This window comes from Micromonospora fluostatini (genome assembly GCF_050410825.1).
GTDB lineage: Bacteria > Actinomycetota > Actinomycetes > Mycobacteriales > Micromonosporaceae > Micromonospora > Micromonospora rosaria.
The window spans coordinates 4,422,370-4,447,258 of sequence record NZ_CP191251.1 but is presented as its reverse complement, the minus strand read 5'-3'; the positions used below and the strand labels follow the sequence as shown (position 1 = coordinate 4,447,258).

The window sequence follows — 24,889 nt, the reverse complement described above, 5'->3', positions numbered from 1 at the left end:
GTGCCGGATCTCGGGCGGCTCTGGGCGGATCTCGGCGATCTGGTGCTGCCGGCCGAGTGCGCCGGGTGCCGACGGCGGGGAGCGACGCTGCGGCAGGGCGTCTGCGTCGACTGTGCCGGCGTGCTGCGGGCGTTGCGGCCCCGCCCGGTACGGCCCACCCCGGCCCCGCCCGGTCTGCCGCCCTGCGTCGCCCTGGGCCCGTACGACGGGGTGCTGCGGGAGGCGTTGCTGGCGTACAAGGAACGGGGCCGGCACGGGCTGGCCCGGCCGTTGGGGGCGCTGCTCGCCGAGGTGGTGGCGGTGGCGGTGGGCCCGGTCCGGCCGGTGCTGCTGGTCGGGGTGCCGGACACCGCCGCGGCGGCCCGCGCCCGGTACGGCGACCACCTGGGCCGGTTGACCCGGCACGCGGCGGCCCGGCTCCGGGCGGCGGGCTGGCCGGTCCGGGTGCTGCGGCCGGTGCGGGCGCTGCCCCGGCCGGACTCGGTGACGCTGGACAGCGCGGGCCGGGCCCGCGCGGCCGAGGCGGCGTTCCGCCTGCGCTCGGGCCCGTTCGCGGCCACCGGCGGCGCGGCGGGGCGGACGGTGGTGCTGCTCGACGACATCGTCACCACCGGGGCCACCCTGGCGGCGGTCAGCCGCACCCTCGACGCCGCCGGTCTCGCCCCGGCCACGGTGGCGGTGCTCGCGGCGACCCGGAAACGACAGGGCTCGTGACCGTCCGTGTTTCCTGTTTCACCCGAAGGTGTACGAGGTGTGAAAAGCATGGGGCGACACCGACAACTGGGGGTGACTGCCGCGGGAATCGGAGTTAGCGTTTGGTGGTCCAGGGTAGAGGTGTCCACACCGCCCCTGGCGGTGAAAGGAGGCGTAGCCCGTATTCAACCGGTTGGCGCCCGAGCGGAGCGACTCCCGTGGGCGGGGCGACCGGATTCCGGATCGAACGACCGTCCGTACGAGGAGGTCACATGGACATCGTTGTCAAGGGCCGTAACGTCGAAGTGCCGGACCACTACCGGGTGCACGTCGCCGAGAAGCTCGCCAAGATCGAACGGTACGATCACAAGCTGATCCGCGTCGATGTCGAGCTGTTCCACGAGCGCAATCCCCGGCAGGCCGACCACTGCCAGCGGATCGAGATCACCTGCGTCTCCCGGGGGCCGGTGATCCGCGCCGAGGCCTGCACCAACGACTTCTACAGCGCGCTGGACGCCGCCATCGCCAAGTTGGACACCCGGCTGCGCCGGGCGGCCGACCGGCGGCGGGTCCACCGGGGCCGGCACGCCCCGCTCTCCGTCGCCGCCGCCACCGCGGGTCTGCCGGTGGCGGACTCCGACACGCCGCTGAGCGCCGCGGTCGCCGCCCGCAACGGCTCGGCCACCGCGGTCGCCGAGCGCGACGACGAGCCGGAGTACGAGTACGACGACCAGCCCTGGCACATCGCCCGGGAGAAGGTGCACCCGGCCGAACCGATGACCATCGACGACGCCCTGTTCCAGATGGAACTGGTCGGGCACGACTTCTATCTCTTCCAGGACAAGGAGTCCGGCCGCCCGAGCGTCGTCTACCGGCGGCACGCCTACGACTACGGCATCATCTCGCTCGACACCTGACCGGCCCGGCCCGGGACGTCGCGGGTGGCGCGACGCAGCACTCGCCGCGACGTCCCGGCCGGCCGGAGGCCGGTCACCTGCGGCCGAGCGCCGATCAGCCCGGCGGGTCGTCGGTCAGGTCCGTCGGGAGCAGGGCGAAGGTGAGATCGTCGAGGCGGGCGCCGGCCAGGCCGGGCAGCCGTCCGCGCAGCAGCGCCTCCCGGTGGAAGCCGACCCGTTGCAGCACCCGGTGCGACGCGGTGTTGTCGGGGACCGTCCCGGCGGCCAGCCGGGCCACCCCGACCGGGCCGAACGCCCAGCCGGCGAGGAGCCGGACCGCCCGGGTGGCCAGGCCCCGGCCCCGGAACTCGGGCACCAGCGCGTACCCGATGCTGGCCTGGCCGGTGCCGGGCTCGGCGTAGACCAGCCCGCAACTACCGGCGAACCGGTCGGTCGCGGCGTCGAGGATCGCCAGCCGGGCCGCCGGCCCGGTCAGCCACTGGCTCTCCGCCAGCCGGCAGCGCAGGGCGATCACGTCCCGTTCCGGTGGTACCGGTGGCGCCTGGTTCGCCACCACCTCCGGCCGGCTGTGCAGGGCGTACATCTCGTCGGCGTCGCCGGGGGCGAGCCGGCGCAGGGTGACCACGCCGTCGGTGAGCCGGCCGGCGGGCAGGTCGGGCAGGAGCCGCCGGACCGGCCCGTCCGGGTCGCCGGCGAGCCGGACGAAGGCCAGCAGGTCCTGCCGCCCGCCGTCGGGCGTCGCGGTGGCGTCGCGGCGTACCCCCTCGGGCCGGAAGCCGGCGGCCAGCGCGACCCGCTGGCTGGCCGGGTCGTCGGCGGCGGTGAGCAGTTCCAGGCGGACCGTGCCGGTGGCGAAGGCGTGCCCGGCCAGCAGCCGGGTGGCCGTGGTGGCGACACCCCGGCGGCGGGCCCCGGGCCGCACCCAGCACCCGATCTCGGCCTGCCGGCGCCGCGGCACCGGGTTGCCCAGCGCCACACCGCCGAGCAGCCGGTCGGTGCCGCTGTCGGCGACGGCGTACGCGGCCCCGCCGGCGGCCCGCAGCCCTGGCAGGCCCTCGGCGATCCACCACCGGGCGTGCGCCTCGCTGTCCGGGGCGGGCAGGTCGGGCAGGAACCACCGGGCCAGCGGGTCGTCGCCGGCCGCGACCAGGTCGGCGACGTCGTCCGGCCGGAGATCCCGCAGCCGCAGCCCGGCCCCCTCGACGGCGGCGGGCCCGCCGTCCCCGCCCCGCCGGCCGCCGCCGGACGGGGTCACCGGTGCGGCGTCGGGCGTCGGTGCGGCGGCGGGCGGCGGGCGGTCGGCGGGCGGCGGGTTCATCCGAGGTCGCCGGGGAGCAGGGCGGCCACCCAGCAGTCGACCCGTCGACCCCGGTGGTTCAGCCCGCCCCGGGCGGTGCCCTCGGCGACGAAGCCGGCCTTCTCGGCGGCCCGCCGGGAGGCGGTGTTGCCGACCACCGCCCGCCACTCGACGCGGGCCAGCCCCAGGGTGGTGAACCCCCAGGTGGCCAGCGCGGTGAGCGCGGCGGGCAGGTACCCCCGGCCCCGGGCGTGCGGCGCGGTCATGAACCCCACGTCGGCCAGGAGCGGGTCGGCCCGGTCCAGCCGCAGGTCGATCGAGCCGGCGTACGCGTCGTCCGGGTCGGCGGTGACGAAGTGCGCGCTGGTCCCGGCCGCCCACCCGGCCCGGGTCAGCCGCAGGAACGAGTCGGCGTCGGCGCGCTGGTACGGGTCGGGGACGGTGGTCCACCGGATGGTCTCCGGGTCCTGGCAGGTGGTGACCAGGGCGTCCAGGTCGCGGACCTCCATCGGGCGCAGCCGCAGCTCGACGGCGCCGACGGTGGCGAAGAGGGTGGGTTGCTCCCGGCCGAAGACGGCGGCCCGCCGGGCCGGCAGGGTGCCCGGACCGGCCGGTCCGGGTGCGCCGGGGGCGGGCACCTCGTCGGGGAGCAGCGAGCCGATCCACCCGTCGCCGGTGCCCTCCGGGCGCGGGGCGGCCAGCCGGAGCTGCCCCTCGACCCGGAACCCGGCCCGGAGCGCGACCAGCCGGGAGGCGTGGTTGCCCACCTCGGCCTGCCAGATCAACCGGCGCAGCTCCAGGGCCCCGAACGCCCACCGGGCCAGGGCCCGCAGCGCCCGGACGGCGACACCCCGACCCCGGGCCCAGGGCGCGGTCCAGTAGCCCACCTCGCCGGAGCGCACGGTCCGGTCGACGGAGACCACCCCGCAGGAGCCGAGGAGGTCGCCGGTGGCCGCGTCGCAGACCGCGAACGGCGCGCCGCTGCCGTCGGCCCAGGTCGCCGGGGCCAGGGCGGTGACGAACCGGACCGCGTCCGCCCGCCGGTACGGGCGGGGGACGCCGGTCCAGCGCCGGACGTCCGGGTCCTGGCAGGCGCGGTGCACCGCGTCCGCGTCCGTCGCCCGCCAGGGGCGCAGCAGCAGACCGTCCTCGACGATCTCGGCAGCCTCCATCGGAGCCATCGTGCCGGACGTTCGCCCTGGGCGTAACCGGATAACCGGGTCAGCGCCCCGCGTCAACGTGAATTATGTCGGTTTCCGGGACTCGGAGGGCCGCCACCAGTGACCATCACCCCCTCGGAGCGCCTACGATGGGTCGAGACTGTCTAGGGGAGCGTTGATCCGTGTCGATTCTGGAAAAGGTCCTCCGCGCCGGGGAGGGCCGTATGGTCCGCCGGCTCAAGGCGATCGCGAACGCCGTCAACTCGATCGAGGACGACTACGTCGACCTCTCCGACGAGGAGCTGCGCGGCATGACCGACCAGTTCCGGGAACGGCTCGCCGACGGGGAGACCCTCGACGACCTGCTACCCGAGGCGTTCGCCGTGTGTCGGGAGGCAGCCGCCCGGGTGCTCGGCCAGCGCCCGTACGACGTCCAGGTGATGGGCGGCGCGGCGCTGCACTTCGGCAACATCGCCGAGATGAAGACCGGTGAGGGCAAGACCCTGACCTCGGTCATGCCGGTCTACCTCAACGCGCTCTCCGGCGACGGCGTGCACGTGGTCACCGTCAACGACTACCTCGCCCAGCGGGACGCGGCGTGGATGGGCCGGGTGCACCAGTTCCTCGGCCTCACCGTCGGCGTGGTGCTGCCCAACCGGCCGTCCAGCGAGCACCGGGCCGCGTACGAGTGCGACATCACGTACGGCACCAACAACGAGTTCGGCTTCGACTACCTGCGCGACAACATGGCCTGGTCGAAGGAGGAGCTGGTCCAGCGCGGCCACAACTTCGCCGTGGTCGACGAGGTCGACTCGATCCTGATCGACGAGGCCCGGACCCCGCTGATCATCTCCGGCCCGGCGGAGCACTCCGCCCGCTGGTACGGCGAGTTCGCCGCCGTGGTGGCCCGGCTCCAGCCCGGCAAGGACGGCGAGGGCGACTACGAGGTCGACTTCTCCAAGCGCACCATCGCGGTCACCGAGCGCGGCGTGGCCAAGGTCGAGGACCGGCTCGGCATCGACAACCTCTACGAGTCGGTGAACACCCCGCTGGTCGGCTACCTGAACAACGCCATCAAGGCCAAGGAGCTCTACAAGCGGGACAAGGACTACATCGTCAACGAGGGCGAGGTCCTGATCGTCGACGAGTTCACCGGTCGTATCCTGCACGGCCGCCGGTACAACGAGGGCATGCACCAGGCGATCGAGGCCAAGGAGGGGGTGGAGATCAAGCAGGAGAACCAGACCCTGGCCACCATCACCCTCCAGAACTACTTCCGCCTCTACAACAAGCTCTCCGGCATGACCGGTACCGCCCAGACCGAGGCGGGCGAGTTCAACAAGGTCTACAAGGTCGGCGTGGTGACCATCCCCACGCACCGCCCGATGGTCCGCGAGGACCGGGCCGACGTGATCTACAAGACCGAGAAGGCCAAGTTCAACGCGGTCATCGAGGACATCGCCGAGCGGCACGCGATGGGTCAGCCGGTGCTGGTCGGCACGGTCTCGGTGGAGAACTCCGAGGTCCTGTCCACCCTGCTGCGCCGCCGGGGCATCCCGCACTCGGTGCTGAACGCCAAGTTCCACGCCCGGGAGGCGGAGATCGTCGCCCAGGCCGGGCGCAAGGGCGCGGTCACCGTCGCCACCAACATGGCCGGCCGTGGTACGGACATCCTCCTCGGCGGTAACCCCGAGTTCCTCGCCGCCAACGACCTGCGCCAGCGCGGCCTGGACCCGGTCGAGCACGAGGAGGAGTACGCCAAGGCGATGGAGGAGGTCCTGCCCACCTGGAAGCAGGCCTGCGACACCGAGGCGGAGGAGGTCGCCGCCGCCGGTGGCCTGTACGTGCTGGGCACCGAGCGGCACGAGTCCCGCCGGATCGACAACCAGCTGCGTGGTCGGGCCGGCCGGCAGGGCGACCCGGGTGAGTCGCGCTTCTACCTCTCGCTCCAGGACGACCTGATGAAGCGGTTCCGGGCCGGGGCGGTCGAGGCGGTGATGGAGCGCTTCAACATCCCCGAGGACGTGCCCATCGAGTCGAAGATGGTCACCCGTCAGATCAAGGGCGCCCAGGCCCAGATCGAGGGCCAGAACGCCGAGATCCGCAAGAACGTCCTCAAGTACGACGAGGTCATGAACAAGCAGCGCCAGGTGGTCTACGCCGAGCGGCTGCGGGTGCTCAACGGTGAGGACCTCTCCGACCAGGTCCGCAACATGATCAACGAAACGGTCGAGGCGTACGTGGTGGGGGCCACCGCCGACGGGTACGCCGAGGACTGGGACCTGGAGCAGCTCTGGACCAACCTCCGGCAGCTCTACCCGGTCGGCGTCACCATCGACGAGCTGACGGAGGAGGTCGGCGGCGAGCGGTCCGGCCTCGACCAGGACTTCCTCGTGGCCCGGCTCAAGGAGGACGCGAACGCCGCGTACGACCGGCGCGAGGAGCAGCTCGGCGAGGAGGGCACCCGCCAGCTCGAACGGATGGTGCTGCTCCAGGTCATCGACCGTAAGTGGCGTGAGCACCTCTACGAGATGGACTACCTCCAGGAGGGCATCAGCCTGCGGGCGTACGCCCAGCGTGACCCGGTGGTGGAGTACCAGCGCGAGGGCTTCGACATGTTCGCCACCATGATGGACGGCATCAAGGAGGAGACGGTCGGCTTCCTCTACAACCTGGAGGTCCAGGTCAACGAGCCGGAGCCGGCGGCCGAGGAGGTCAAGCTCCTGGACAAGCCGGTGGAGATCAAGGCCAAGGGTCTCCAGCAGGCTCCCCGCCAGCAGGGCCTGCAGTACTCCGCCCCGACCATCGACGGTGAGGCCGGCGCGGGCGCGGTGGCCGTCGAGCGGCCCGAGGAGCAGGCGCCGGCGCTGGGCATCGGCCGGTCGGCCAGCCCCGCCGGGCCGGCCGGCGGCAACCAGCGCCGCCCGGCGAGCGGGCTGCGTGGTCCCGCCGTCGCCTCGAACGTCGCCCGCCGGGCCGACCCGGGGCAGGCGGAGTCGGCCAACAACCCCTCCCGCAACGCGCCCTGCCCGTGCGGCTCCGGCCGCAAGTACAAGCGCTGCCACGGCGCCCCCAACGGCGGCGCCTGAGCCGGCGACCCGCTGACGCCCCGGGGCACCCACCGACTCGGTGGGTGCCCCGGGGCGTCTCCGTGCGCGGGCAGGGCGTCCGCCCGTCGTCAGAGCACCTGCAACGCGGTGCAGAGCCACCGGCCGCGCTGCTGCTCCAGGCGCAGCGCCATGGCCCAGCTCCGCCCGGCGGTGGTGCCGAGGACGGCGGCGACCTCCACGGCGGCCTCCTGCGGCTGACACACCCGGATCCGGCGCAGCCGCACCGCCGGCCGGGTCGACCGGCGGCGTACCGGTCCGCAGCGGGCGGCGCCCCGGGCCAACTGCTCGGCCAGTTCGGCGGCCCGGCCCGGGGCGGCCAGGGGCCGTAACTGCCCCGGCGGGCGGTAGCCGTTGAGGATCTCCACGCACATGGTGACGAAGCGGTGCGCGGCGCGCCCGGCCTCCGGGCTGGTCGTGCCGCCGGCCCCGGCGGCCGGCGCGGCCGGCGCGCGTCCGCCCGGTCGGGTCGGGGTGGGCCGGGGCTCGTGGCGGCGGCCGGCGGGGCGCCCCGGCTCCCGGGGGAGGGTCGTGAAGAGGTCGAGCGCGAGTTGGGCGCTCGACGGGCGGGGCCACAGATCCGTGGGGTCCTCGGTGAAGGGCGGGTCGAGCGGGGGGACGGGCCGTAACCGGACCGGGGGGCGCGTCGAGCCGGGGCGACGAATGTCGACCATCTCAAACCCTTCGTTTGCCTTCGTTTGCCTCCGATGGATGTCCAGTGTCGAGGACATCGGCACTTGTCGTCAATGGCCGTCCGGGTCGGGGTGGCTACTCGGCGTCACGCTCGGTCAGTGGGTTGTCCCGTACCCAGGCGGCCGTCTCGGCGTACTTGAGCTGGATGTACTCCTCCAGGCGGGCCCGCTCGACCCGCCACTGACCACGGCCACCGATCTTGATCGCGGGCAGCTCCCCGCTGCGCACCATGTGGTACACCTGCGAATCCGACACGTTCAGCTCGGCGGCCACGTCGGAGAGCAGGAGGAACCTCGGCTCCACCAGAAACTCCCGGGGTTGGCGTACGTTTGGTTCAGTTTGCCACCGACGACTGACACCGGCAGTCCGCTGCGCGGCCGGGAATCCGCAGGACACGTGGCCGGGAACGGCCCTAGGGGCCCCGCCGGGGTGTATGACGGTCTGGGCGTACGGCATGATCGGCGCTCGGGACCGGCGGCCCGTCGGCCCCAGGGAGACAGCGGGAGGCGACCGGTGGGCGACGAGCTGATCCGGGTGTACGTGCCGGCGACCGTGCCGATGCTGACGACGCTGCGCAGCGAGGGGCTGGCCGTGACCGAGGCGCACGCGGTCACCCCGGCGCTGCGCGAGTGGTACGCCGAGGGCGACGAGGAGGAACTGGAGTACGTCGCCTTCACCCGGGCCGCCCAGGACGCGCTGCCGTTGCTGCACGACGACCCGACCGCGCCCCGCCGCCGGGTCGTCGTCTCGGTGGACCTGCCGGCGGGGGCCGTCGGCCGGGGCGACACCGAGCTGGGCTCCAGCCTCGTCCGGCTCACCGGTCCGGTCCCGGTGAGCGCGGTCGCCGCGTTGCACGTGGACGGGGCCGAGGCGGTCACCGACGTCACCGCCGCCGCCGAGGTGGTCACCGCGGCGCTGGCCGGCGACCCGGACGCCCAGTTCACCGTCGACGGCACCGAGGACCACGAACTGGAGTGGTACGCCGTCAGCGAGCTGGATCTGCTGCTGCACGCGGCGACCTGACCGGCCCCGCCGCGCACCCACCGGTCACGCCGGTCGGCGTGGGCCCGGTGGGGTTCACGCCTGGCGGGTCGCCCTCCCGGGCCGGGCGACGGCCTCCACCGGCTCGTCCTCGTCGGCCGGGGCCGGCCCTAGGGCCCGGCCGAAGGCGATCAGCGCGGCCAGCGCGCCGACGAAGAGCACCCAGATCCCGTTGTCGACGCGGGAGGTGCCGAGGGAGGTCTGGGCCACCGCGTCCGCCTCGCTCAGCGCACTGGCCAGGTCGAGCAGGGAGCGGCCGCCGATCCGGATGATCACCTCGGCGAGCAGCAGGGACAGCCCGGGCCCCGCCCCGGCGACCAGGTACGCCGGCCAGCGCGGTGCCGGGGTCGCCGGGTTCCGCCGGCGGGCCCGCCGCAGCGACCAGGTCAGGTAGCCGAACGCCAGCAGACCGGCGAGGACCCCGGCGAGCAGCGACTCGGTCCGCGACACCCACTTGGCCGCGCTGACCAGCGCCTCCTGCCCGCCCTCGCCACCGAAGGCGGAGAAGAGCGGGTCCCGGGCCCGACTGAACGCGACCACGAAGATCAGTACGCCGAGCGTCGACATCACGACCGCGCCGGCCGCCGCCGTGTTGCGGACCCCGGCCACCGCACCGCCGATGGTGGCCGCGGCGGCGGCCGTACCGGCGATGACGTTGGTCGTCGCGGTGTCGCTGTAGGTCAGGTTGATCGCCACCGCCGTGCCGGCACCCACCAGCAGGCCGGTCACGATCGCCGCGACGAAGCGCGGGGTGGCGTGGTCGAAGCCCCGCCGGGCGAGCAGGTTCACCGCCGCGAGGGCGATCCCGGCCCCGGCGACCAGCGCCGCCGAGATGACACCGGGCAGCGCGAACGCCGAGAGGCTGATCGCGGTGATGCCGGCCTCGGCCGAGGTGATCGCGGCCCGGGTCGACCAGAGCATCGCGGCCAGCCAGCCGGCGGCCAGCACCGCGAGCACCGCCGCGCCCGGCGCCGGCACCGGGCCGCGCCCGGCCCCGGCGGCGTCGGCCGGGTCGTTCTCCCCGGCCGCCCCGGTGTCCGCGTCGGTGCCGGGCTCCCCGCTCGCCGCCGGGTCCGCGCCGGTGGCGGTCTCGTCGCCGGTCGCGGTCCCGTCGCTCGGGGCGGACTGCGCGCTCGGGACGGACTTCGCGCTCGTCCGGGGCGGGGCGCTCCCGTCCGCCGCCGACGGGCCGGCGGTCGCCTGGTCCGCGGTGGTGGCGCTGCCGGGATCGTTGCTCATCGTCTCCCCTTCGACGGGCGTCCCGGCCCCGGGCACGACTCCGGGTCCGGGCGGGTCACCGGCCACCCAGGATACGCGCCCCGTCCCGACCCCCGGTGCGGTGCCGGTCCGCCGGGCCGCCGCCGCACCGGGGCGCGGCGGCGGCCCGGCGCCCGTCCCGGAGCACTCGGCGGCCCCGGTACGCGTGACAGAATCGCCGCAGGTCCTGCCGCCGCGTCCGGTACACCCCGTGGGCGGCGTCGGCGTCCGGCCACCCGGCCGGTCCGCCCGCAGGGCCGTTTTCGCCACCGCTGCCGAGACCATCAGGAGCCGTGATGGACGCCGTCTTCCAGGTACCCGAGCCCCACAACGAGCCGGTCCGCACCTACGAGCCGGGTAGTGCCGACCGGGAACGGCTCCAGCAGCGGCTGGTCGAGTTGGCCGCCGAGCGGATCGACCTGCCGATGACGATCGCCGGCGAGCGGCGGATGGCCGGAGGCGACCCGATCGACGTGGTCCAGCCGCACCGGCACGCGCACGTGCTCGGGGTCACCGGGCACGCCACCCACGACGACGCCCGCGCGGCGGTCGGGGCCGCCAAGGAGGCCGCCCCGGCGTGGCGGGCGCTGCCCTTCGAGGAGCGGGCGGCGGTCTTCCTGCGCGCCGCCGAACTGCTCGCCGGGCCCTGGCGGGACACCCTCAACGCGGCGACCATGCTCGGCCAGTCGAAGACCGTGGTCCAGGCCGAGATCGACGCGGCCTGTGAGCTGATCGACTTCCTCCGGTTCAACGTGCACTTCGCCCGGCGTCTGCTGGAGGAGCAGCCGCTCTCCTCGGCCGGCGTGTGGAACCGGTTCGACCACCGCCCGCTGGAGGGCTTCGTCTACGCGATCACGCCGTTCAACTTCACCGCGATCGCCGGCAACCTCCCCTCGGCTCCGGCCCTGCTCGGCAACACCGTGGTCTGGAAGCCGTCGCCGACCCAGCAGTTCGCGGCCCACTTCACCATGCGGCTGTTCGAGGCGGCCGGCCTCCCGCCCGGTGTGATCAACATGGTCACCGGCCGGGGTGAGGAGGTCTCCGAGGTGGCCCTCGCCGACCCGGACCTCGCCGGCATCCACTTCACCGGGTCCACGAAGGTCTTCCAGCACCTGTGGCGGACGGTCGGCGAGAACATCGCGGGATACCGGGGCTACCCCCGGCTGGTCGGTGAGACCGGCGGCAAGGACTTCGTGGTCGCGCACGCCAGCGCCGACCCGGACGCCCTGCACACCGCCCTGCTCCGGGGCGCCTACGAGTACCAGGGGCAGAAGTGCTCGGCGGCCTCCCGGGCGTACGTCCCCCGGTCCCTGTGGGAGGGTGGGCTGCGCGACCGGCTGGCCGCCAGCGCCGACGCGCTGACGTACGGCGACGTCACCGACTTCGGCAACTTCGGCGGCGCGGTGATCGACGCCAAGGCGTTCTCCCGGCACACCGCCGCGCTGGAGCTGATCAACGGCGACGACGCCTGCACCGTGCTGGCCGGCGGGACCGCCGACGACTCGGTCGGGTGGTTCGTCCGGCCGACCCTGTTCGAGTGCGCCGACCCCGCGCACGAGACGTTCACCACCGAGTACTTCGGTCCCATCCTCGGCGTGCACGTCTTCGACGACGCCCGCTTCGACGAGGTGGTCGCCCAGGCCGAGTCGATCGCGCCGTACGCGCTGACCGGGTCGATCTTCGCCACCGACCGCCGGGTGGTCGACGCCGTCGCCGAGCGGATGCGGTACGCGGCCGGCAACTTCTACGTCAACGACAAGCCCACCGGGGCGGTGGTCGGGCAGCAGCCGTTCGGCGGGGCGCGGGCCAGCGGCACCAACGACAAGGCCGGCTCCTGGCACAACCTGGTCCGCTGGATGTCCCCCCGGACCATCAAGGAGACCTTCGTCCCGCCGACCGACCACCGGTACCCGCACATGGGCTGAACCGGTCGACCGGGCCCCGGCGTCACCGGTCCGGGTGACGCCGGGGCACCCGGCGGCCGGTTCCGGCCAGGACGGACGTGACCTGCCGGGGTCACCGGGTGTGATCTGGTGCACCCGACAGCGGAACTGTCCGCCGCCGACAGTGCACATAGGAAGTCTCCACGAGTGGCGAAATAGTGAAATCCTGGACGCCGGGACGGCAAAGTGGCAGCGTAAGGGGCATGGCGGAATCCGGAGTCAACCCCACGGCGGCAGCTCTGCTCGGGCTGCTCCATGCGGGCCCCATGACAGGCGGCCAACTGATGGCCGCCGCCGAGCGCCGACTGGCGCCGTACTGGTCGATGACGCGCAGTCAGGTCTACCGCGAATTGCCGGTGCTGGCGGAGCGGGGTTTCGTACGCCTGGGCAAGCCCGGTCCCCGGATGAGCCAGCCGTACGCGATCACCGCCGCCGGGAAACGGACATTCTCGCGGTGGCTGGCGGAGAACCCCGGGAAGGACACCATCCGGAACCCGGTGGCGCTGCGGATCGCCTTCGCCGACCTGCACTCGGCCAACCAGCTCCGCAACCTCTACGCCACCGCCAACGAGTACCACACCGAGGCGCTGGCGGCGGTCCGGGAGCAGGTGAAGAACGCCAAGAAGGAAGGCGAGACGTACGACGCCAGCGCGCTGGAGTTCGCCGTCGCCTACCACAAGGCCGCCCTCTCCTGGCTGAAGAGCGCCCCGGTCAGCTGACCCGGCCGGGCCGCCGCGCGGGCCACCGACCCCCGAGCTGGGGCCTTTTCGGCTCGGCCTGCGGGGCTCGCACGCTCACTCCTCGCCCGAGCTGGGCCGATTTTGGCTCGGGACTGCGGGGCTCGCACGCTCACTCCTCGCCCGAGCTGGGCCGATTTTGGCTCGGGACTGCGGGGCTCGCACGCTCACTCCTCGCCCGAGCAGTACGCTTGTCTGTCGTGACCGCTGCCGATTACGCCGAAAAGCTCAAGGAACTCGACGCGACCCTGCGCAACATCGAGGCCGTGCTCAACCTCGACCGGTTGCGGGAGGACAAGGCCCGTCTGGAGCAGGAGGCCTCCGCGCCGGACCTCTGGGACGACCAGGCCCGGGCACAGCAGGTGACCTCCCAGCTGTCGTACGTCAACGGTGAGATCAGCAAGCTGGGCAGCCTGCGCTCCCGGCTCGACGACGCGCACGTGCTGCTGGAGCTGGCCGAGGCGGAGGGCGACGCCGGGGCGCTCGGTGAGGTCGAGTCCGAGGTCGTCGGGTTGACCAAGGCCATCCAGGAGATGGAGGTCCGCACCCTGCTCTCCGGCGAGTACGACTCGCGGGAGGCGCTGGTCGCCATCCGGGCGGGTGCCGGCGGCGTGGACGCGGCCGACTTCGCCGAGATGCTGCTGCGGATGTACCTGCGCTGGGCCGAGCGGCACGGCTACCCGACCGAGGTCTACGAGACCTCGTACGCGGAGGAGGCGGGCCTGAAGTCGGCCACCTTCACGGTCAAGGTGCCGTACGCCTACGGCACGCTCAGTGTCGAGTCGGGCACGCACCGGCTGGTCCGGATCAGCCCCTTCGACAACCAGGGGCGGCGGCAGACCAGCTTCGCCGGGGTGGAGGTGCTCCCGGTCGTCGAGCAGACCGACCAGGTCGACATCCCCGAGAACGAGATGCGGGTCGACGTGTACCGCTCCTCGGGGCCGGGGGGCCAGTCGGTCAACACCACCGACTCGGCGGTGCGGATCACCCACATCCCGACCGGCATCGTGGTCACCTGCCAGAACGAGAAGTCCCAGCTCCAGAACAAGGCGTCCGCCCTGCGGGTGCTCCAGGCCCGGCTGCTGGAGCGCAAGCGCCAGGAGGAACAGGCCAAGCTGGAGGGTCTGAAGACCGACGCCGCCGGCTCCTGGGGCGACCAGATGCGCTCGTACGTCCTGCACCCGTATCAGATGGTGAAGGATCTGCGTACCGAGCAGGAGACGGGCAATCCCAGCTCGGTCTTCGACGGGGAGCTGGACGACTTCATCGAAGCCGGTATCCGGTGGCGCAAGCAGCGGCAGCTCGCCGGCGACAGCGCGTGACCGGGCGCGGGCGCTGCGCTCCGTCGATCTCCTGCTGACGGGCTATTTGGATGACGCGCCTCGCATCACCGGGGCGTAGCACTTGGCGTTCCGATTACACGGCGTAGACTCACCACCCGTGATTCAGCTTGAGCAAGTGACGAAGACGTACCCGAAGGCGTCCCGGCCTTCGCTCGACAACGTGTCCGTCTCGATCGAGAAGGGCGAGTTCGTCTTCTTCATCGGCCCCTCGGGCTCCGGTAAGTCCACGATCATCAAGATGCTGCTGCACGAGGTCACCCCCAACAAGGGGAAGGTCATCGTCAACAGCAAGGACGTCACCTCGCTGCGGTCCTGGAAGCGTCCGCACTTCCGGCGCTCCATCGGCTGCGTCTTCCAGGACTTCCGGCTGCTGCCGAACCGCACGGCGTACGAGAACGTCGCGTTCGCCCTGGAGGTCATCGGCAAGACCAAGGCGGTCGCCCGCCGGGTCGTGCCGGAGGTGCTGGAACTGGTCGGGCTCGGCGGCAAGGAGCACCGGTACCCCCACGAGCTCTCCGGTGGTGAGCAGCAGCGTGTCGCCGTCGCGCGGGCGTTCGTCAACCGCCCGTTGATCCTGCTGGCCGACGAGCCGACCGGTAACCTCGATCCGGACACGTCCATCGAGATCATGCGCCTGCTGGACCGGATCAACCGCACCGGCACGACCGTCGTGATGGTCACGCACGACTCCAACATCGTGAACCAGATGCGGCGCCGGGTGATCGAGATCGAGAGCGGCCGGATCGTGCGCGACCAGGCCCGCGGCGTCTACGGGTGAGCCGGACCTCCGCCCCTGCCGTACACCCTGACGAACACCTCATGCCGGAGACCCGGAGGAACCCCCGATGCGCGTGAAATACGTCCTGTCCGAGGTGCTGGTCGGACTGTGGCGCAACGTGACCATGACCATCGCGATGATCATCACGATGGCGGTGTCGTTGACCATGCTCGGCGTCAGCGGCCTGGTCTACAACAAGGTCGCCGACATGAAGAACCTGTACTTCGAGAACGTCGAGGTCTCGATCTTCCTGGAGCCGGAGGTGGCCGAGGAGCAGCGGACCGCGTTGGACGGCCAGCTCCGCTCCGACCCGCTGATCCGCGAGGTCATCTACGTCGACAAGACCGAGGCGTACGAGCGGTTCAAGGACATGTACCAGGACGCCCCCGACCTGGTGAGCGCGGTCAAGCCGGAGCAGCTCCCGGAGTCGTTCCGGCTGCGACTGGTCGACCCGGAGCAGTACCGGCAGATCAACGAGCAGTACCAGAGCGTCGACGGCGTGGACCAGATCGTCGACCAGAGCCGGGTCCTCGACAAGATCTTCAACCTCTTCACCGCCGGGCAGAACGTGGCCCTGGTGGCCGCCATCGCTATGGCGATCGCCGCCCTCCTGCTGGTCGCGAACACCATCCAGGTCGCGGCGTACAGCAAGCGGCGTGAGGTGGCCGTCATGAAGCTGGTCGGTGCCTCGAACTGGTTCATCCAGGCGCCGTTCGTGCTGGAGGCGGTCGTCGCCGGGCTGGTCGGTTCGATCCTCGGCCTCGGTGCCCTGGTCGGGTTGAAGGTGTTCCTCTTCGACGGGGCGCTGAGCACCCTCCAGGGGCTCTTCTCGCCGGTGAGCTGGGGCGAGATCTTCCTGACCTTCCCGATCATGGCGGGCGTGGGCGCGCTGGTCAGCGCGGTCACCGCCTGGGTCACCCTCCGCTTCTACCTGCGGGTCTAGCTACCGGTCGGAGCCTGCGTACCCCTGGAACGACCCTCCCGCGCCGGGAACAAAACGGCGCGGGAGGGTCGTTCCCGTTCGGGTAGCATGATCTCCGCCCGACGGCCGGACGGTCGTGGGCGGGAGCCGGAAGGGGGTGGCGCCGATGCCACGGGAGAAGGGGCGCACGGTCGTCGCCTCCAACAAGAAGGCACGGCACGACTACAGCATCCTCGACACGTACGAGGCGGGGATGGCGTTGACCGGCACCGAGGTCAAGTCGCTGCGGGCCGGCCGCGCCTCGCTGGTGGACGCGTTCGCCCAGGAGCGCAACGGCGAGCTGTACCTGCACGGGATGCACATCCCGGAGTACACCCAGGGCACCTGGACCAACCACGAGCCCCGGCGGACCCGCAAGCTGCTGCTCAAGCGGCTGGAGATCGACCGGCTGATCGGCAAGACCCGCGAGGGCGGCCTGACCATGGTGCCGTTGCAGGTCTACTTCTCCGACGGCTGGGCCAAGGTCGAGATCGCCCTGGCCAAGGGCAAGAAGTCGTACGACAAGCGGCAGGACCTCGCCAAGCGGGACGCGGACCGGGAGATCGCCCGGGCCGCCGGCCGGCGCGGCAAGGGGATGCACGAGTAGTTTGCCCGATCTACCCCTCTCTGCGGCCAGGTGTCCGGTTTCGGGTGCCCACGTCGATCGGGGGGCTCGGGGATGAAAGCCGTTGCGCGAGGCGTTAGGCTTGGTGTGCTGCCACAGGGGCAGCCGTCGAGGGGGTGACTGGTTTCGACTTCGTGCGTTGCGGCAGGGGAAGCGAGCCGAGGAAGCCGACGTCGTCTCGTGAATCGGTCGTCGGAAAACAATAAGCGCCAAGCAAAATCGCGCTGACTTCGCTCTCGCCGCCTGAGGCGAGTAGTGAGTCTGTCGGCCTGGGAGCGCCTTCGACCCAGTTAGCCGGCATCAGCTAGAAGGCTGGCCAATCGGACCCGGTCGCGGGGTCCGTGCGGCGAGATCAATCAGCGACTGGGCCCGTCACACCGACTCGCTCGCGTGATCGGAGGGGCCGAGTAGAGGCACAGCGAGCTGCGCTCGGAGAAGCCCTGACAAGGCGGCGAAGGACCCGGGTTCGATTCCCGGCACCTCCACCACCCAGTGCGCCCCGGTCCCCGGACCGGGGCGCACTGCTGTCTCCACCCCATCCCGCCCGCCCCGAGGGAGGCGGGGCAGGGGGTGGGGGAACCGGTGGGGGCGGGTGGGCGTCGGAGGGGTATGCGTCGAGTCGTCGGTCTGCTGGGGTTGCCGCTGGTGCTGGTCGTGGGTTGTGGGCCGGCGGGTACGGAGGGCGCGGGTCACGGCGGCCCGCCTGACGCGGCGAGCGTCGGGACGCCGCAGAGTGGACCGGGCGGCGGTACGGAGGGGCGGCGCGCCGCGTTCGAGCAGCGCGCCGCGCAGGTCGCCGACGCCTGGCGGCCCGGTCCGACCTGGACCTCCGGGTACGTCCCGTTGCAGGAGCCGACGGTGCTGGTCGGCGATCCGGCGTTCACCCCGCAGACGGAGCAGGCGTACCGCTCGGGGTGGTACCGGGTGCGGGTCGACCTGCCCACCGCCCGGCCGCCCGACGGGGTGATCCGCTTCCCGGCCGGTACCCGCTCGGTGCCGCTGGTCAGCGCGGCGGACGCGTACCGCCACCTCGACCAGGGTGACCCGCCGTCCTGCCCGCCGGAGCCCGGTGGCGGGGTGCCGGAGCCCCGTAAGGGCGGGCCGGTCGTGCCGCCCGGTCCGGACGACCCGGTCCAGAGCCAGGCCCCGAGGGCGTGCGTGTCGTTGACGGTGACCGAGGTGGCGCTGGGTACGGCCCCGGTGCGCACCAGCCGGGGGGTGGCACAGGTGCCGGCCTGGCTGTTCACCGTGGCGGAACTGGACGCGCGGGTGGCCCGGCTCGCGGTCGCCCCGGAGGCGGTCGACGCGGTGCCCGATGCGACCCCGCCCTCGTCGCCGGCCCCGGAGGGGCTGGTCGGCGCCGTCGGGCTCGACGCGGTGGCCGGCGACCGGATCGACCTGCGGCTCGGCCTGGGCGCCTGCGACACCGACATCACCCCGCTGGTGTGGGAACGGGACGACCTGGTGGTGCTCGGCGGCGGGGTGGTCCGCTCCACGGACGTCTGCACCGAGCAACTCCACCTCGAACCGGTCTCGGTCACCCTCCGGGCCCCGCTCGGCAACCGGACGGTGCTCGACGCGCTCACCGGCGCACCGGTCCGGCTGCACACCCCCTGAGCCGTGCCGGCCGGTCAGAGGATCGGGGGGATCTCGGTGCTGATCGGGACCGGCAGCACGGTCGGGCCGTCGGCCAGCAGGCCGGCGGCGAGGGCGTCGCCGAGGTCGTCCGGGGTGGTGGCCACGGTGGCGGCGCAGCCGTACCCCCGGGCCAGCGCGGTGAGGTCCACCCCGGGCAGGTCCAGCCCGGGTACCCCCGGGGTGTCCTTGAGTGCGGCGAACGACTTCAGGATGGCGTACTGCTGGTTGACCGGGACCACGACGACCAGCGGGAGCCGGAGCCGGGCGGCGGTCCAGAGCGCCTGGACCGAGTAGTGGAACGAGCCGTCGCCGATCACCGCCACCACCGGCCGGCGGCGGCCGGTGTCCCGCTCGGCCAGGGCGATCCCGACGGCCGCCGGCAGCCCGAAGCCGAGCCCGCCGCTGGCCATGGTGAAGTAGGACGCCGGTCGCCGGATCCACAGGCGTCGGCGCAGCGCGGCCAGGTTGGACGGTGACTCCTGGACCAGTACCCCGTCGGCCGGCCAGTGCCGGGCGAGCGCGGCGAAGAGCGCGTCGGCGGTGAGCGGGGTGCCGGCCTGCGGCGGGTCGGGGGTCGGCCGGGGCGGCGGCTCCGGGCGGGCCGCGACCGGTAGCAGGTCCACCAGCGCGGCGAGGGTCAGCCGCGGGTCGCCGAGCAGGCTGTCGCCGACCGGGGCGCGGGCGGCCTCGTCCGGGTCGTCGGTGACGTGCAGCAGCCGGGCCCCGTCCGGCAGGTGGTCACCCGGCAGGTGCGGGTAGTAGCGGAACACCGGCGCGCCGACCACCAGCACCGTGTCGTGGCCGCGCAGCGTCTCGGCGAGGGGTGCGATGGCGTACGGCAGGACTCCCCGGAAGTACGGGTGGTCCTCGGGGAAGCTGGCCCGCTCCGGGGCCGGGGCGGACCAGACCGGGGCGTGCAGTTTCTCCGCCAGCGCCACCGCCGCCGGCCAGGCCCGCGCGCGGTCCACCGCCGCCCCGAGCACCAGGGCCGGGGTACGGCTGGCCGCCACGAGGTCGGCGAAGTCGCGCAGCCGCCGGGGGTCGGGGGCGTACCGGGTGGCGACCGTACGGACCTGCGGGGGTGGGTCGGCGGGCTGCTCCCAGTCGTCCATCGGCAGGGAGAGGAAGACCGGTCCGGTGGGCGGCTGCACGGCGGTGGCGTACGCCCGCATCAGGGCCGCCGGGATGTCCTGGGCGCGGACCGGCTCGTGACTCCACTTCACGTACGGCCGGGCCAGGTCGGTGGCGTTCGGGCTGGCCAGCCGGGGCTCCAGGAGCAGCATCCGCCGGCTCTGCTGGCCGGCGGTGACGATCAGGGGGGTGCGGTTGTGCCAGGCGGTGACCAGGTTGCCCATCCCGTTGCCGGTACCGGGGGCGGTGTGCAGGTTGACGTGCGCGGGGCGGCCGGTGGCCTGGGCGTACCCGTCGGCCATCGCCACCGCGGAGGCCTCCTGGAGGGCGAGGACGTAGTGGAAGTCGGCGGGGAAGTCCTGGAGGAACGGTTCCTCGGTGGAGCCGGGGTTGCCGAACAGGGTGGTCAGGCCGAGGCTGCGGAGCAGGTCGTAGGTGGCGTCGCGGACTGTGGCCATCGTCACCCCACCTCTCGTCTGCGACACCCCCTTCGCCGAATCTATCCGGACAACTCTCGTGAACGGGGTGATTTGCTCGGGCGAGGGGGAACGGGAGCCGGCCGGCGGCACCCTGACGGGCGGCTCCGGTACCTGCTGGGTGACGTCGTCGGGGACGGGGCGTGGGCGGCGTCGACGATCCGCCCTGCTCGCGCCGCCGGACCCGTCCGGGTAACCCCTGATGTGTGTCGATCACCTGCCGGTCAGACCTTAGCCAGCACCGCAGGCGCAGGCTATGGTGCCAGGCATGGCGGTGACAGCGCGGACGGTCCGGGCGGGCGGTGTGCCCCCGGCGTGGCGGACACGGTTGCGGCCCGGGACGGCCGGGCGCGACCACCGATGCGGGGGCCGTCGCGCCGCGGTGCGGTTGGCGGATGGTTGACATGCAGGGAGAGGGACAGGCGATCGGCGGTCGTTCGATGGAGTCGATGACCGGCCGCCTGCTGGTCGCGACTCCCGCGCTCAAGGACCCGAACTTCGACCGTACGGTGGTGCTGCTCGTCGCGCACGAGGCGGGCGGGGCGCTCGGCGTGGTGCTCAACCGGGCCACCGAGGTGCCGGTCGCCGACGTGCTCGGCGACTGGAGCGACCTGGCCCGACATCCGGCGGTGCTCTTCGAGGGCGGCCCGGTGCAACCCGACTCGGCGATCTGCCTGGCCCGCCTGCGCCACCCGGTACGCCGGCTGCGCGGCTTCCACCAGGTCTCCGGCGCGGTCGGCACGGTCGACCTGTCGGTGGACCCGGAGAAACTGCGGGAGAACGTCACCGGCATCCGGGTCTTCGCCGGCTACTCCGGCTGGGGCGCCGGCCAGCTCGAACAGGAGATCGAGGAGGGCTCCTGGTTCGTGCTGGACGCCCTGCCCGGGGACGCCTTCGTCGACCGGCCCGACGATCTCTGGCCGATGGTGCTGCGCCGGCAGGGCGGAATGATGGCCGCCGTCGCCCACTTCCCGCCGGACGTGACGTTGAACTGACCCACCCGCCGGAGGCCGCCGGGCGGGGACCCCGCGATGTGACCGGGGCGGCCGACATGTGTATAGTTTCGCCAGTGCCCGGGCGACCGGGACAGCAGCAAGGGGCCGTGGCGCAGCTGGTAGCGCACCACACTGGCAGTGTGGGGGTCAGGGGTTCGAGTCCCCTCGGCTCCACCTAGCAGAGCGTAGGTGGACAGGCATCAGTCATCGACTGGTGCCTGTTTTTCGTGGTCGACCGGGCGCCTGGTGCGCTGGCTGATGGAACGGCCCGACTGTCCGGCCGTCCGGCTCTCCGTCCACGGTCCGTGCCGACGGTGGGGGCGAGCCGCCCCGACCCGGGCATGCCGGGTCGGGGCGGCACCCGGGCTACGCGGCCCGGCAGGTGGGGGTGGCGGTGGGGCCCACCCCGGTGCCCTGGAAACCGAACTCGGTGCTGGCGCCGGCGCCGAGTTGACCGTTGTAGCTGACGTTGCGGAAGGTCACCGTGCCGGTGGTGCCGGTGTTGGTGGCGTTCCAGGCGCTGGTGACCGCCGCGCCCCCGGGCAGGGTGACGCTGACGGTCCACCCGGTGAGCGGGGTGCTGCCGGCGGTGACCCGGATCGAGGCGGTGAAGCCGCCGTTCCACGAGTTCAACGTCACCGCCGCGCTGCACGCGCCGCCCCCGGCCGGCGGCGGGGTGGTGGTCGGCGGCGGCGTGGTCGGGTTCGGGCCGCTGCCGCTGTTCAGCGCGTTGAGCACGGCGGTGTACGCCGGCTTCTTGTTGCCGTTGCCGTCGAAGAGCAGCGGGTTCTCACCGCGCCGCCAGGAGTCGCTGTCCCGGACGCCCCAGACGGTGATGCCGGTGCAGCGGGCCACCGCCAGGCAGGCCCGGGTCACCCGCTCGTAGATGCCGGCCTGGCTGGACCCCTGGGCCACGTCCAGTTCGGTGATCTGCACGTCGACGCCGAGGTCGGCGAAGCGTTGCAGGTTGGCCTGGTAGTCGCTGGCGAGCCCGGTGCCCAGGTGGGACTGGAAGCCGACGCAGTCGATCGGTACGCCCCGGGCCTTAAAGTCGCGGACCATGTTGTAGATGCCGGTCGACTTCGCGTTGACGCCGTCGGTGTTGTAGTCGTTGTAACAGAGCTTCGCGGTCGGGTCGGCGGCGCGGGCGGTCCGGAACGCCACCTCGATCCAGTCGTTGCCGGTGCGCTGGAGGTTGGAGTCGCGCCGGCCGCCGCTGCCGCCGTCGGCGAACGCCTCGTTGACGACGTCCCAGGAGTGGATCTGGCCCCGGTAGTGGGTGGCGACCCGGGTGATGTGGTTGGTCATCGCGTTGCGCAGGGCGGTGCCGGAGAGGTTCTGCGCCCAGCGGGGTTGCTGGGCGTGCCAGACCAGGGCGTGCCCCCGGACGGACATGCCGTTGGCGCGGGCGTGGGCGACGAGCCGGTCGCCGCCGGTGAAGGTGAACTGGTTCTGGTTGGGCTCGGTGGCGTCCCACTTCATCTCGTTCTCGGCCACGATCGAGTTGAACTCGCGGTTCAGGATCGTGACGTGCTGCGTGTCGGAGAACATGAACGAGCTGGTGGCGGCGCCGAAGTAGCGCCCCTTCGCGGCGGCGGCGGCGCGCAGGGTGGTGTTGGCGCTGGCGGTGCCGGGGACGACCAGGGTCGTCGCGACCAGGGCGGCGCCGGCGGCGAGGGTGATCAGGTTTCGTGGCCGGAACAGGCCACGACGGCGGGTGGACGTGTCGTCCATGGACGGAACCTTTCGTGGTGGTGGCCGGGTGGACCGGTGTGGTGCCCACCCGGTGGGACTGCCTGGTACGCCGGGGGACGGCCGGTGCGGTGCACCGGGCCCGGTGGCGGGACGGCCGGTACGGGGTGGTGCGGCACCGGCCGGGACGGGGCCGTCGCCGCGTCCGCCACCGGTGGTGGCCGCCGGTCGGCGGTGGGTTCGGGGCACGCCGGACGGCCTGGCGGTCGTGGCGCGACCTGGCGGTGGTGGGTCGCCGGCGTCCGGCCCGGACGGCCGGCACCTGCGGCACGGGCGGTGACGGGTCCGCGTGGTTCCCGGCGGGCGACCACCACGGCCGGGTGCCGTGGCGACCGGGCGGGGTGCGGTACGGGTGCCCGTGGCGCGGGGTGGTGCCGCCCGTCGACGTGGTGGCGCTCGACGCCTCCGGCTCCCGGCGGGGTGTCGGCGTACGGGTCGGAGCGTGCCCTTCGCTCCGTGTCGGGAGCCTAGCCTGTTACCGTTAACACAATCAACCCATCGATGTACGGCGATCGCGTCGGGGTGGCGGGTCGCGACCGTCGACCGGGGCGACCGTCCGGTGTGCCGGGTCGATCATGCCATCGGCTCTGAGGTGCTGATACGCCTCACTGGTCCGGCGGTTCGGGCCGGGTCTCCGGGTGGTGCGTCGAGCGTCGTACGGTGGCTGGCAGTCGTGCACCACTGTTGTTCGCGGTAACAGTTGGCGCGGGGTGCCGGCGGCGGCGGTCGGGGCGGCGCGGCAGCGCGGGCCGGGCCTGCGGCGGTGACGAGTGCCGCACGGGGCGTGGTGACGGGCGGCTGGCATGATGGGCCCTGCACGAATCGGTGGGCGGTCCGCAGCGGCGCTGGCCACCCCGGTTCTCGACCGGTATCGCCGGTGTCCTGTCTGCGCACCGGCGCCGAAATCCCAGGGGTGTGACATGACCGCCATCTCCCGTGTCGTCGGCCGTGAGATCCTCGACAGTCGGGGCAATCCGACGGTCGAGGTCGACGTGATCCTCGAAGATGGTTCGTTCGGACGTGCGGCGGTGCCGTCGGGCGCGTCGACCGGGACCAACGAGGCGGTGGAACTGCGCGACGGCGACTCGTCCCGGTACCACGGCAAGGGTGTGCGCAAGGCGGTGGCGGCGGTCAACTCGGAGATCGCGGCAGCGGTGGTCGGGCTGGAGGCCGAGGCGCAGGCGGCGGTCGACGCGAAGCTGATCGAGCTGGACGGTACGCCCAACAAGGGCCGGCTCGGCGCGAACGCCATCCTGGGCGTCTCGCTGGCGGTGGTCCGCGCCGCGGCGACGGCGAACACGCTGCCCCTGTACCGGTACGTGGGTGGCGTCTCGGCCAGCCTGATGCCGGTGCCGCTGATGAACATCATCAACGGGGGCGCGCACGCCGACAACCCGATCGACTACCAGGAGTTCATGATCGCCCCGATCGGCGCGGAGTCCTTCGCCGACGCGGTCCGGATCGGCTCCGAGGTGTTCCACACCCTGCGCAAGGGCCTGAAGAGCGCCGGGCACAACGTGAACGTCGGCGACGAGGGCGGCTTCGCGCCGAACCTGCGCTCGGCCGACGAGGCGCTGGAGTTCATCGTGGACTCGATCGAGAAGTCCGGCTACCGCGCCGGTACGGACGTGGCGATCGCGTTGGACGCGGCGGCGTCGGAGTTCTACGCCGACGGCGTCTACGACTACCGTGGCGAGAACCTCAAGCGTTCCGTCGAGGAGCACGTCGCCTACCTGGCCGACCTGGCCCGCCGGTTCCCGATCGTGTCGATCGAGGACGGCATGGCGGAGGACGACTTCGCCGGCTGGAAGCTGCTCACCGACACCCTCGGCGCCGAGGTGCAGCTCGTCGGCGACGACCTGTTCTGCACCGACGTGCGCCGGCTGCGGGACGGGATCGAGCGGGGCATCACCAACTCGATCCTGATCAAGGTGAACCAGATCGGCACCCTGACCGAGACCCTCACCACCACCGAGACGGCGCACAAGGCGGGCTACACCGCCGTCATGTCGCACCGGTCCGGCGAGACCGAGGACAGCACCATCGCCGACCTGGCGGTCGCCACCGGCTGCGGGCAGATCAAGACCGGCTCGCTGTCGCGCTCCGACCGGACCGCCAAGTACAACCAGCTCATCCGGATCGAGGAGGAGCTGGGCGCGCAGGCGAGCTACGCGGGTCGCAGCGTCCTCGGCGCCCGCTTCTGACCGACCGGCCTCCGCCGAGGCGCGGCCGGCCCGCCCCGTCGCGGGCCGGTCCGCGCCGGTCGCCGGTCGCCGGCCGTCACGGAACCGCGCTTCTTTCGCCCGCCCATTCCAGCTCGGCTCGACGGTTCCGGCGGGCCCGGA

Annotated in this window: 20 protein-coding genes, 1 tRNA gene and 1 other RNA gene; 15 read left to right on the top strand and 7 right to left on the bottom strand. The window is 72.9% G+C overall.

The window, feature by feature from the left end:
* Both ACQUFX_RS19435 and hpf read left to right on the top strand, forming a co-directional pair.
* The gene (locus ACQUFX_RS19435; protein WP_428961784.1) at positions 1 to 714 is read left to right on the top strand and encodes a ComF family protein; all 714 of its coding nucleotides are present in this window, start codon (positions 1 to 3) and stop codon (positions 712 to 714) included.
* Positions 715 to 965: 251 nt separating this feature from the next.
* Positions 966 to 1,610, top strand: coding sequence for a ribosome hibernation-promoting factor, HPF/YfiA family (gene hpf, locus ACQUFX_RS19430; protein ID WP_428961783.1), 645 nt, complete (start codon positions 966 to 968; stop codon positions 1,608 to 1,610).
* A 94-nt stretch (positions 1,611 to 1,704) separates the two neighbouring features.
* Here hpf and ACQUFX_RS19425 read toward each other — a convergent pair whose 3' ends face one another.
* A complete protein-coding gene (locus tag ACQUFX_RS19425) occupies positions 1,705 to 2,928 on the bottom strand; it encodes a GNAT family N-acetyltransferase (protein ID WP_428961782.1) in 1,224 nt (407 codons plus the stop codon).
* On the bottom strand, positions 2,925 to 4,079 hold the full coding sequence (locus tag ACQUFX_RS19420; RefSeq protein ID WP_428961781.1) for a GNAT family N-acetyltransferase: 1,155 nt from the start codon (positions 4,077 to 4,079) through the stop codon (positions 2,925 to 2,927). The genes ACQUFX_RS19425 and ACQUFX_RS19420 overlap by 4 nt, the downstream gene beginning before the upstream one ends.
* Before the next feature lie 170 nt (positions 4,080 to 4,249).
* Here ACQUFX_RS19420 and secA point away from each other — a divergent pair, with 170 nt between their 5' ends.
* Positions 4,250 to 7,156 carry a preprotein translocase subunit SecA gene (gene secA, locus ACQUFX_RS19415; RefSeq protein ID WP_428961780.1) on the top strand — a complete coding sequence of 969 codons (2,907 nt, stop codon included), beginning with the start codon at positions 4,250 to 4,252 and terminating at the stop codon, positions 7,154 to 7,156.
* A gap of 89 nt (positions 7,157 to 7,245) precedes the next feature.
* Here secA and ACQUFX_RS19410 read toward each other — a convergent pair whose 3' ends face one another.
* Positions 7,246 to 7,848: an Rv3235 family protein gene (locus ACQUFX_RS19410; RefSeq protein ID WP_428961779.1), complete on the bottom strand. Its 603-nt coding sequence runs from the start codon at positions 7,846 to 7,848 to the stop codon at positions 7,246 to 7,248.
* A gap of 94 nt (positions 7,849 to 7,942) precedes the next feature.
* A complete protein-coding gene (locus ACQUFX_RS19405; protein ID WP_211271896.1) occupies positions 7,943 to 8,173 on the bottom strand; it encodes a helix-turn-helix domain-containing protein in 231 nt (76 codons plus the stop codon).
* A gap of 252 nt (positions 8,174 to 8,425) precedes the next feature.
* On the opposite strand from ACQUFX_RS19405, the gene ACQUFX_RS19400 reads away from it, so the two are divergent.
* Positions 8,426 to 8,890 carry a DUF6912 family protein gene (locus ACQUFX_RS19400; RefSeq protein ID WP_428967005.1) on the top strand — a complete coding sequence of 155 codons (465 nt, stop codon included), beginning with the start codon at positions 8,426 to 8,428 and terminating at the stop codon, positions 8,888 to 8,890.
* Positions 8,891 to 8,944: 54 nt separating this feature from the next.
* On the opposite strand, the gene ACQUFX_RS19395 is transcribed toward ACQUFX_RS19400, so the two are convergent.
* A complete protein-coding gene (locus tag ACQUFX_RS19395; protein ID WP_428961778.1) occupies positions 8,945 to 10,147 on the bottom strand; it encodes a hypothetical protein in 1,203 nt (400 codons plus the stop codon).
* 314 nt (positions 10,148 to 10,461) lie between these two features.
* On the opposite strand from ACQUFX_RS19395, the gene pruA reads away from it, so the two are divergent.
* From pruA to ACQUFX_RS19355, 8 genes are all read left to right on the top strand, one after another.
* The gene (gene pruA / locus ACQUFX_RS19390) at positions 10,462 to 12,090 is read left to right on the top strand and encodes an L-glutamate gamma-semialdehyde dehydrogenase (RefSeq protein ID WP_428961777.1); all 1,629 of its coding nucleotides are present in this window, start codon (positions 10,462 to 10,464) and stop codon (positions 12,088 to 12,090) included.
* 221 nt (positions 12,091 to 12,311) lie between these two features.
* Positions 12,312 to 12,827, top strand: coding sequence for a PadR family transcriptional regulator (locus ACQUFX_RS19385; protein WP_428961776.1), 516 nt, complete (start codon positions 12,312 to 12,314; stop codon positions 12,825 to 12,827).
* Between the two features lie 218 nt (positions 12,828 to 13,045).
* The gene (gene prfB / locus ACQUFX_RS19380; protein ID WP_428961775.1) at positions 13,046 to 14,167 is read left to right on the top strand and encodes a peptide chain release factor 2; all 1,122 of its coding nucleotides are present in this window, start codon (positions 13,046 to 13,048) and stop codon (positions 14,165 to 14,167) included.
* A gap of 118 nt (positions 14,168 to 14,285) precedes the next feature.
* Entirely contained in the window at positions 14,286 to 14,966 is a 681-nt protein-coding gene (gene ftsE, locus ACQUFX_RS19375) for a cell division ATP-binding protein FtsE (RefSeq protein WP_067362944.1), read from the top strand.
* A 67-nt stretch (positions 14,967 to 15,033) separates the two neighbouring features.
* Complete coding sequence (ftsX, locus tag ACQUFX_RS19370; protein ID WP_428961774.1) at positions 15,034 to 15,909, top strand: permease-like cell division protein FtsX; 876 nt, start codon at positions 15,034 to 15,036, stop codon at positions 15,907 to 15,909.
* 145 nt (positions 15,910 to 16,054) lie between these two features.
* A complete protein-coding gene (gene smpB, locus ACQUFX_RS19365; protein ID WP_067363053.1) occupies positions 16,055 to 16,534 on the top strand; it encodes an SsrA-binding protein SmpB in 480 nt (159 codons plus the stop codon).
* Between the two features lie 130 nt (positions 16,535 to 16,664).
* Positions 16,665 to 17,040, top strand: a transfer-messenger RNA (tmRNA) gene (gene ssrA, locus ACQUFX_RS19360).
* A 121-nt stretch (positions 17,041 to 17,161) separates the two neighbouring features.
* Positions 17,162 to 18,169, top strand: coding sequence for a hypothetical protein (locus ACQUFX_RS19355; RefSeq protein ID WP_428961773.1), 1,008 nt, complete (start codon positions 17,162 to 17,164; stop codon positions 18,167 to 18,169).
* A 14-nt stretch (positions 18,170 to 18,183) separates the two neighbouring features.
* Here ACQUFX_RS19355 and mdlC read toward each other — a convergent pair whose 3' ends face one another.
* A complete protein-coding gene (gene mdlC, locus ACQUFX_RS19350) occupies positions 18,184 to 19,779 on the bottom strand; it encodes a benzoylformate decarboxylase (RefSeq protein WP_428961772.1) in 1,596 nt (531 codons plus the stop codon).
* A gap of 422 nt (positions 19,780 to 20,201) precedes the next feature.
* Here mdlC and ACQUFX_RS19345 point away from each other — a divergent pair, with 422 nt between their 5' ends.
* Positions 20,202 to 20,792: a YqgE/AlgH family protein gene (locus ACQUFX_RS19345; protein ID WP_067362953.1), complete on the top strand. Its 591-nt coding sequence runs from the start codon at positions 20,202 to 20,204 to the stop codon at positions 20,790 to 20,792.
* A 101-nt stretch (positions 20,793 to 20,893) separates the two neighbouring features.
* Positions 20,894 to 20,966: transfer RNA gene (locus tag ACQUFX_RS19340), tRNA-Ala, on the top strand.
* 192 nt (positions 20,967 to 21,158) lie between these two features.
* Here the strand turns inward: ACQUFX_RS19340 and ACQUFX_RS19335 are convergent.
* Complete coding sequence (locus ACQUFX_RS19335) at positions 21,159 to 22,526, bottom strand: endo-1,4-beta-xylanase (RefSeq protein WP_428961771.1); 1,368 nt, start codon at positions 22,524 to 22,526, stop codon at positions 21,159 to 21,161.
* Between the two features lie 938 nt (positions 22,527 to 23,464).
* Here ACQUFX_RS19335 and eno point away from each other — a divergent pair.
* Complete coding sequence (gene eno / locus ACQUFX_RS19330) at positions 23,465 to 24,748, top strand: phosphopyruvate hydratase (RefSeq protein ID WP_428961769.1); 1,284 nt, start codon at positions 23,465 to 23,467, stop codon at positions 24,746 to 24,748.
* Positions 24,749 to 24,889: the final 141 nt, after the last annotated feature.

Excerpts from the sequence above, each read along its gene's own strand:
- hpf (WP_428961783.1), top strand. The coding sequence starts at position 966 with ATGGACATCGTTGTCAAGGGCCGTAACGTCGAAGTGCCGGACCACTAC.
- ACQUFX_RS19425 (WP_428961782.1), bottom strand. The coding sequence starts at position 2,928 with ATGAACCCGCCGCCCGCCGACCGCCCGCCGCCCGCCGCCGCACCGACG.
- ACQUFX_RS19420 (WP_428961781.1), bottom strand. The coding sequence starts at position 4,079 with ATGGAGGCTGCCGAGATCGTCGAGGACGGTCTGCTGCTGCGCCCCTGG.
- ACQUFX_RS19410 (WP_428961779.1), bottom strand. The coding sequence starts at position 7,848 with ATGGTCGACATTCGTCGCCCCGGCTCGACGCGCCCCCCGGTCCGGTTA.
- ACQUFX_RS19400 (WP_428967005.1), top strand. The coding sequence starts at position 8,426 with ATGCTGACGACGCTGCGCAGCGAGGGGCTGGCCGTGACCGAGGCGCAC.
- ACQUFX_RS19395 (WP_428961778.1), bottom strand. The coding sequence starts at position 10,147 with ATGAGCAACGATCCCGGCAGCGCCACCACCGCGGACCAGGCGACCGCC.
- pruA (WP_428961777.1), top strand. The coding sequence starts at position 10,462 with ATGGACGCCGTCTTCCAGGTACCCGAGCCCCACAACGAGCCGGTCCGC.
- ACQUFX_RS19385 (WP_428961776.1), top strand. The coding sequence starts at position 12,312 with ATGGCGGAATCCGGAGTCAACCCCACGGCGGCAGCTCTGCTCGGGCTG.
- ftsX (WP_428961774.1), top strand. The coding sequence starts at position 15,034 with ATGCGCGTGAAATACGTCCTGTCCGAGGTGCTGGTCGGACTGTGGCGC.
- smpB (WP_067363053.1), top strand. The coding sequence starts at position 16,055 with ATGCCACGGGAGAAGGGGCGCACGGTCGTCGCCTCCAACAAGAAGGCA.
- ACQUFX_RS19355 (WP_428961773.1), top strand. The coding sequence starts at position 17,162 with ATGCGTCGAGTCGTCGGTCTGCTGGGGTTGCCGCTGGTGCTGGTCGTG.
- mdlC (WP_428961772.1), bottom strand. The coding sequence starts at position 19,779 with ATGGCCACAGTCCGCGACGCCACCTACGACCTGCTCCGCAGCCTCGGC.
- ACQUFX_RS19345 (WP_067362953.1), top strand. The coding sequence starts at position 20,202 with ATGCAGGGAGAGGGACAGGCGATCGGCGGTCGTTCGATGGAGTCGATG.
- ACQUFX_RS19335 (WP_428961771.1), bottom strand. The coding sequence starts at position 22,526 with ATGGACGACACGTCCACCCGCCGTCGTGGCCTGTTCCGGCCACGAAAC.
- eno (WP_428961769.1), top strand. The coding sequence starts at position 23,465 with ATGACCGCCATCTCCCGTGTCGTCGGCCGTGAGATCCTCGACAGTCGG.